This is a genomic window from Kitasatospora sp. NPDC059803 (assembly GCF_042732255.1).
Lineage (GTDB): Bacteria > Actinomycetota > Actinomycetes > Streptomycetales > Streptomycetaceae > Kitasatospora.
The window spans coordinates 1-6,694 of sequence record NZ_JBHWIJ010000391.1; the positions used below are offsets into that span (position 1 = coordinate 1).

Annotated in this window: 9 protein-coding genes; 6 read left to right on the forward strand and 3 right to left on the reverse strand. The window is 75.1% G+C overall.

Annotated elements, in window-relative coordinates; translation table 11 throughout:
* Positions 1-71: 71 nt before the first annotated feature.
* Entirely contained in the window at positions 72-275 is a 204-nt protein-coding gene (locus tag ACFV6I_RS36255) for a DUF397 domain-containing protein (protein ID WP_380339315.1), read from the forward strand.
* A 147-nt stretch (positions 276-422) separates the two neighbouring features.
* On the opposite strand, the gene ACFV6I_RS36260 is transcribed toward ACFV6I_RS36255, so the two are convergent.
* Positions 423-854, reverse strand: a complete 432-nt coding sequence (locus ACFV6I_RS36260) for a hypothetical protein (RefSeq protein WP_380339318.1) — start codon at positions 852-854, stop codon at positions 423-425.
* A 317-nt stretch (positions 855-1,171) separates the two neighbouring features.
* Between ACFV6I_RS36260 and ACFV6I_RS36265 the strand changes: the two genes are divergently transcribed.
* The 3 genes from ACFV6I_RS36265 to ACFV6I_RS36275 are packed head-to-tail and all read left to right on the forward strand — an operon-like array spanning position 1,172 to position 3,133.
* The gene (locus ACFV6I_RS36265) at positions 1,172-1,750 is read left to right on the forward strand and encodes a PadR family transcriptional regulator (protein WP_380339321.1); all 579 of its coding nucleotides are present in this window, start codon (positions 1,172-1,174) and stop codon (positions 1,748-1,750) included.
* Positions 1,747-2,649: an NAD(P)H-binding protein gene (locus ACFV6I_RS36270; protein ID WP_380339324.1), complete on the forward strand. Its 903-nt coding sequence runs from the start codon at positions 1,747-1,749 to the stop codon at positions 2,647-2,649. The genes ACFV6I_RS36265 and ACFV6I_RS36270 overlap by 4 nt, the downstream gene beginning before the upstream one ends.
* Positions 2,642-3,133, forward strand: a complete 492-nt coding sequence (locus tag ACFV6I_RS36275; protein ID WP_380339327.1) for a cupin domain-containing protein — start codon at positions 2,642-2,644, stop codon at positions 3,131-3,133. Before ACFV6I_RS36270 ends, ACFV6I_RS36275 begins: the two co-directional genes overlap by 8 nt.
* A gap of 39 nt (positions 3,134-3,172) precedes the next feature.
* Here the strand turns inward: ACFV6I_RS36275 and ACFV6I_RS36280 are convergent, their stop codons facing one another.
* Positions 3,173-4,060: a fructosamine kinase family protein gene (locus ACFV6I_RS36280; protein WP_380430223.1), complete on the reverse strand. Its 888-nt coding sequence runs from the start codon at positions 4,058-4,060 to the stop codon at positions 3,173-3,175.
* Between the two features lie 118 nt (positions 4,061-4,178).
* On the opposite strand from ACFV6I_RS36280, the gene ACFV6I_RS36285 reads away from it, so the two are divergent.
* Positions 4,179-4,742: a YbaK/EbsC family protein gene (locus ACFV6I_RS36285; RefSeq protein ID WP_380339332.1), complete on the forward strand. Its 564-nt coding sequence runs from the start codon at positions 4,179-4,181 to the stop codon at positions 4,740-4,742.
* A 198-nt stretch (positions 4,743-4,940) separates the two neighbouring features.
* Positions 4,941-5,606, forward strand: a complete 666-nt coding sequence (locus ACFV6I_RS36290) for an SDR family oxidoreductase (protein WP_380430232.1) — start codon at positions 4,941-4,943, stop codon at positions 5,604-5,606.
* A 241-nt stretch (positions 5,607-5,847) separates the two neighbouring features.
* On the opposite strand, the gene ACFV6I_RS36295 is transcribed toward ACFV6I_RS36290, so the two are convergent.
* The coding region (locus tag ACFV6I_RS36295; RefSeq protein ID WP_380430225.1) for an FAD-dependent monooxygenase at positions 5,848-6,694 on the reverse strand (847 nt) is incomplete at its 5' end.

Below are 6,694 nucleotides of genomic sequence, written 5' to 3' on the forward strand. Positions count from 1 at the left end.
GGGCTGCGACGTACCGTGAGCGCGAAGGACCCGTCCGGCAGCAACGCAACCCAGCTTGCGGAGGATCGCCCGTGACCAACACCGCCCAGAACCCCGCCTCCTGGCGCAAGAGCAGCTACAGCGCCGACCAGGGAAACTGCATCGAGGTCGACGACGCAAACCCCGGCCGCGTCCGCGACTCCAAGAACCCCGACGGGCCCGTGCTTGCTTTCTCCTCCGACGCCTGGTCCGCCTTCGTCACCGGAATCAAGGCCGGCGACTTCCCCACGGCCTGACCCCCAGCGTCTACGTACCGTGAGCGACAAGGACCCGTCCCAGCGGATCCACCAGGCCTCTGAGCGGGAGCCGAACCCAGCAGAGTGGCGGGCTGCAGCAAACCGCTGTTCCGCACAGGAAGTCGGACCGGCCGACTTCCCGCGCTTTCAGTCCGCCTTCGCCGCCCTGCGGCCCTTGGGGACCCTGGGGACCCTGGGCCGACGGCCGGCCGCAACCGGCAGCCCTCCCGCCTCCTCCGGGGTGCAGGGCACCGCTTCCCCGCCGTGCTCGCCGATGGCGGCGGTCAGGCTCCGGCGACAGTCCTCCGCCTGCGCCCGGGACTTGAAACCGAGCAGGAGGCTGCGCGGCTGCGGCCCGCCGACCTCGATGCTCAGCCGGTAGCGAGGCGTCCCGCGCACCCACCACACCGCCTCGACCAGCAGGATCACCACACCGAACAGAACGGCGAGCACGAGGAAGACCGGAAAGCCGTCGGAATAGGCCGCGCCGCCGTCCGGCGGAAGGCCGTGGACAGGTCCGTACAGCCGCAGCACCACGGGGATGCCGTCCGGCCCGACGACCCGCCCCGCCGGCCCCATCGGTGTACCGAGCCCACGAGCTCCGACCCGACCAGCCCGCCCGACCCGCACCACGGTGGCCACGACCTCCCTGCGCAGGCGTTGGAGACGGCCGGAACGGCCAATTCTGTTGTACCGGCGGCCCCTTGCGGGGAGCAACGGGGCCGCAGGAACGATTCGCCCCGAGTCGCGCCCGCCCCCGGCAACGGACGCGACAGCGCGGGAAGTCGGACCGGCCGACTTCCCACGCCGCACCGGCACCCGCACCCGCACCCGCACCCGCACCCGCACCCATAATCGCGTTTGACTATGACCTGTAGTCGTGTTCGACTAACACTGTGAGCACTTCGCGACTCTTCGCACTCAGCGCGCTGGCCCGGGGCGGCCCGATGCACGGCTACCAGATCCGCCAGGCGGCCCAGCTCGACCGCACCGAGCTGTGGACCGACGTCAAGCCCGGATCGCTCTACAGCGTCCTGCACCGGATGGCCGACGACGGCCTGGTCGAGGTGGTGCGCAACGAGAAGGTCGGCAACCCGCCCGAGCGGACCGTCTACGCGATCACCGGCCAGGGCCGCCGGGAGCTCGCCGCCCTGCGCGACGCCGCCCTGCGCAAGGTGCGCCTGCTGCCCGACCCGGTCGACCTGGCCCTGCAGTACACCGCGGACCTCACGGACGAGGACCTCGCCGGGGCCGTCGCCGCGCGCCGGCGGGCCGTGGCCGACCAGGTGGCCCTGTTCGAGGAGCAGTTCGAGGCCGCCCGGCCGGACCTGACCGGCCTGGAACCGTGGATCTTCGAGCACTGCCTCGCCCGCCTGAAGGCCGACCTGGCCTGGCACGACGACCTGCTCGACACCCTGACGAAGGACACCCTGCCGAAGGACAGCCTGCCGAAGGACACCGGGAGGACCCCGTGATACTCGTGACCGGCGCGACCGGCACCGTCGGCCGCGCCCTCGTCGGCCACCTGGCCGCCCTCGGCGCCCCCGTGCGCGCCGCCACCCGCCGCCCCGAACGGGCCCGCCTGCCAGGCGGCGTGGACGTCGTCGGCGCCGACCTCGGCGAGCCGGACAGCCTGGCCGCCGCCCTGCGGGGCGTGCGCAAGGTGTTCCTGCTCTCCGACGGCCCCGACATCCCGCGCCACGACGCCAACCTCGCCGCCGCGGCCGCCCGCGCCGGCGCCGAGGCCGTCGTCAAGCTGTCCTCCGGCCGGGCCGCCGACCCGGACGCGGACGACCCCGTCGCCCGCTGGCACCGCGCGGGCGAACAGGCCGTCCAGGACAGCGGCCTGGCATGGACGTTCCTGCGCCCGATGGGCTTCATGTCCAACACCCTCGCCTGGGCCGGAGCGATCCGCGCGACCCGCACCGTCCGGGCCCCGTTCGCCGCCGGCCGGGTGTCCGTCATCGACCCCGCCGACATCGCCGCGGCCGCCGCCCACGCCCTGACCCGGCCCGGACACGACGGCCGGGCCCACCTGCTGACCGGCCCCCAGGCCCTCACCCCCGGCGAGATGACCACGACGCTCGCCGAAGTCCTGGGCACCCCACTGGACTTCACCGAGATCCCACCCCCCGCCGCCCGCCAGGCACTCCTGGACCACGGCCTGCGCCCGGAGACCGCCGACGCGGTCATGGCGCTGCGCGCCGCCTCGCTCGAACCGTTCGCCGCGACCGTCACGCCGGCGGTCCAGCAGCTCACCGGCCGCGCGGCGACACCGTTCCGGGCCTGGGCCGAACGCCACCGCAAGGAGTTCACCAGGGAACCCGGCGCGGAACCCGGCGGGCAGCCCGGCCGGGAGCCCGGCCGTGGCTGACCCCCACCGCGAACCCGTCGCCCTGGCCCCCGGACACGGCGGGCGCCACCACGTGCCGGGCAGCCCGTACGTCGTCAAACTCGCGGGCGCCCAGAGCGGCGGATCGATCGCCGTCCTGGAGTCCACCTTCGAACCCGGCCAGGGCGCACCGCTGCACCTGCACCGCGGCCACGACGAGACGTTCTACGTCGTCAGCGGCGCGTTCCGCCTGCGGTGCGACGAGCACACCACCGAGGCGGGCCCCGGCGCCTTCCTGCACGTCCCGCGCACCCACCCGCACTCCTTCACCGCGATCGGCGACACCCCCGCCACAATCCTGGTGACGCTGACCCCGGCCGGCTTCGAGGAGTTCTTCATCGAGGCCGCCGCCCTCGCCGCCGGCGGCCGCCCCGACCGCCGGACGATGCAGACCCTCCTGGCCCGCTACGACCAGGAACTGGTCCCCGACGCACCGCAGGACCACCACAGACGAGAAGGCCGCTGAGGACGGCGCAGCGGGCGCCGGGCCGGACGGGCGGCCGCGCTACCGGTAGGTGCGCAGCACGTCGAGGAGGTCGCCGGTGTGGCCGTCGCGTGCGCCGAAGTGGGCGGCGCAGCTGAGCTGTTCGCGCAGGTGGAGCAGTCGCATGCGGTGCTGCCAGCCGTCGGTGAGGGGGTGGTGTTCGCGGTAGGCGTCGAAGAAGCGGGCGGGGACGCCGCCGGTGCAGAGCATCATGCTCAGGTCCGTCTCCGCCCATGTCCAGCACACCGCCGGGTCGATGAACGCCGGTGCCGCGTGCGGGCGGGCGAGGATGTTGGCGTGCCACAGGTCGCCGTGGGTGAGGACGGGCGGTGCGGCGGGGAGGAGTCGGGGCAGCCGGTTGCAGATGCGTTCCAGGTCGGCGCGGCCCCGGGGTCCGAGTGCCTGGCGTGCCAGGGGTTCGTCGAGGTAGCGCAGCAGGCGGTGGCGGGCGAAGAACTCGTGTCCGTCCTGGGTCCAGGGGTTGCGCTGTGCCAGGCGGCCGAGCCGGCCGTCCTCGGCCCAGCCGAAGCGCTGTCCGGTGGTGGTGTGCAGGCCGGCCAGCGCGTGTGCGGCGCGTTCCCAGAAGGCGGTGTCGTGCGCGGGCGGCTGTTCGAGGGCTTCCAGGACCAGGCCGTCCGGGTGCAGGGCCGGCACCTGCGGGGTCGGCAGGGCGCCGTGGGTGCGCAGGGCTTGCAGGCCCCGGGCCTCCTTCGCGTACGCGTCGGGGGGCAGTCCCGGGGTGGATTTCACCACCACGCGCCCGCCGTCGGCCAGGGTGACCAGCCAGACGGTGTTCGCGGCGCCGCCGGCCAGGCGCACCGCGTGCGCCGGCGGGCCGGGGAGCAGGTGCGGCGGCGGACCGTCCTGTCCGGCGGCCGCCTCATCGATGTTCTGTGCAAGATCTTCCATGGCGGGCCCCTTCCCCGCGCCCGGCGCCACCGACTCCGGCCGGCACCGGATTTCGCCGCCCCAGGGGCAGCGGCAGGGCCCGCGCCAGGCCTGCCGGGGGCGCGGTACAGTCCGTTTCATGAACGAGAACGTGCGCGCCCCGTTTGGGAACTTCACCCTCGTCCGCGCGGCGATCGAGGTCTGCGACGACCTCGCCGCCCCCGTCACCGACGCCTTGACGAACGCGGACGAGCACGGGTGGGCCGGATCCGTGCTGTACGTGGACACCGACCCCGACAAGGCGGACACCGCGGTGTTCTGCCAGGCCTACGACGTGCCGCTGGAGCTCTCCGCGAACTGCGTGGTGGTCGCCGCCAAACGCGGCGGCGACGTCACCCTGGCCGCCTGCCTGGTGCGCGCCGACACCCGCCTGGACGTCAACACCGCCGTGCGCAGGCACCTGGGCGCGCGCAAGGCCTCCTTCGCGCCGGTGGACGTCGCCGTCGCCGCCACCGGCATGGAGTACGGCGGCATCACCGCCGTCGGCCTGCCGGGCGGCTGGCCGCTGCTGGTCGACGAGGCGGTGGCCGCCGCCCCGCATGTGCTCATCGGCAGCGGGCGGCGGCGGGGCAAGCTGATCCTCCCCGGCTGGGCGGCGGCCCGGCTGCCCGGCGCCGAGGTCCTCCCCGGCCTGGCCGCCTGAGCCCGGCGGTGGCGGGACCGGCTCGGGCGACGGCCCGCCGGCCTGGGGCCGAGGCGTGCGCGTCCACGTCCGTGTCCGTGTCCGTGTCCGGGAAAGGGCGGCACCCCCGCGCGGCCTGAGTGAACGTCAAACTCGCGCGAGTCCGACCTTGTCGGGTCGGACGGTGGGGTCTCGGCGGAACATGATCAAGGGGTGGACATGCGAGACCTCGGCGGGAAGGTCGCGCTGGTCACCGGCGCCAGCCGGGGCATCGGGCGGGGCATCGCCGAACGCCCGGCCCGGGACGGCGCCCTGGTCGCCGTGCACTACGGCAGCAACGAGGCGGCGGCGAAGGAGAGCGCCACGGCCATCGCCGGGGCCGGCGGCCGGGCGTTCACCGTGGACGCCGAACTGGGCGTTCCCGGCGACGTGGACACCCTCATGGCCGGGCCGGCGGCCGGGCTGCGCGCGCACGGGGAAGCGGCGATCGGCATCCTGGTCCACAACGCCGGGTTCAACCTCATGGGGCGCCCGATCGAGGTCCTCACCCCCGAGGAGTTCGACGAGATGGTCGCGGTCAACGTCAAGGCGCCGCTCTTCCTCACCCAGCGGGTGCTGCCACGGCTGCGCGACAGCGGCCGGATCATCAACATCTCCTCCCGCAACATCACCGTCAACTCCGTCGTCGCCGGACTCACCCGCACCGACATGACCGCCGACGTGCTGGCCGACCCGGCGAACCTGGAACGCAACCCCGCCCTGACCGCCCTCGGCCGGATCGGCCAGGTACCGGACATCGCCGACGCAGTCGCCTTCCTCGCCTCCGACGACGCCCGCTGGACCACCGACACCAAGATCGACGTCACCGGCGGCGTCAACCTGTAGCGGCCCCAGCCGGTGGCCGCACCGCGCGCAGGCCGTACCCGGGCCCGGGCGACCCGCCGCCCCGGGCAGCCGCGGGGCTGCCCCGGCGGGCGGGACGGCGGGCGGGCGGGACGGGCCTCTCGGCACAGCGGACACCTGTGCCGCGGACGCCGTCAACGCCTCGCGCACCACCGCCGGTTCGCCCAGCGGCGCACCGGCGGCACACGGCCGGAGCGCCGGAGCGCCCGGACCCCGCGCGGCACTACGGGAGGCCGGTCGCCCCCGGCACCGGCACCGCCGCCGGCCCGAACCACAAGTGCAGGGCCGCGCGCAGCTGTTCGGCGGCGGCCCGGGGCGGTGCGGTGGGCGGTGCGGTCCAGGCGGCGTGACCGTCCGGGCGCACCAGCACCGCGGGCGTGTCGGGCAGGGCGCCGGGCCGCACCGTCGCCGCGCTCACCCGGTCCGCCCAGGGGGCGGCCGCCGCGCGCAGCGCCTCGGCCGCGGTGGTGTCCTCCAGGAGCAGGGCGCCGGCGCCGGTGCGGGCCAGCAGCGGTATCAGGGCGCCGTGTTGGAGGGTGCCGTCTTGCACAGTGCCGTGCTGCACAGTGCCGTGTTGCAGGGTGCCGTGTTGGAGGGGGATGTCCGGGACCATCGCGCCCTCCCAGGGGTGGCCGCTGCCGTGGGGGGCCGGGTAGCGGGTGGCGATGCCGGTGATCTCCTCGGCCAGGGGGCCGGCCGTCTCCTTGGCCTGCGCGAGTTCGGCGAGCAGGTCGCGCACCGGCGCGAGTTCCTCGTCGTCGCCGGCGAGCAGCGCCTGGGCGCGGGTGTTGCGCAGCAGCCTGGCGCCGGCCGCGTGCCGTTCGCTGTGGTAGGTGTCCAGGAGGGTTTCGGGGGCTTGGCCGCGGGCGACGAGGGCGAGTTTCCAGCCGAGGTTCATCGCGTCGTCGATGGCGGCGTTGACGCCGATGGCGCCGGCGGGCGGGTGGATGTGGGCGGCGTCCCCGGCCAGCAGCACCCGGCCCCGGCGCAGCCGTTCGGCCAGGCGGGCGGCGTCGCCGAAGCGGGTCAGCCAGTGGGCGCGGGCGATCGGGACGCGGCGTCCCAGGGCG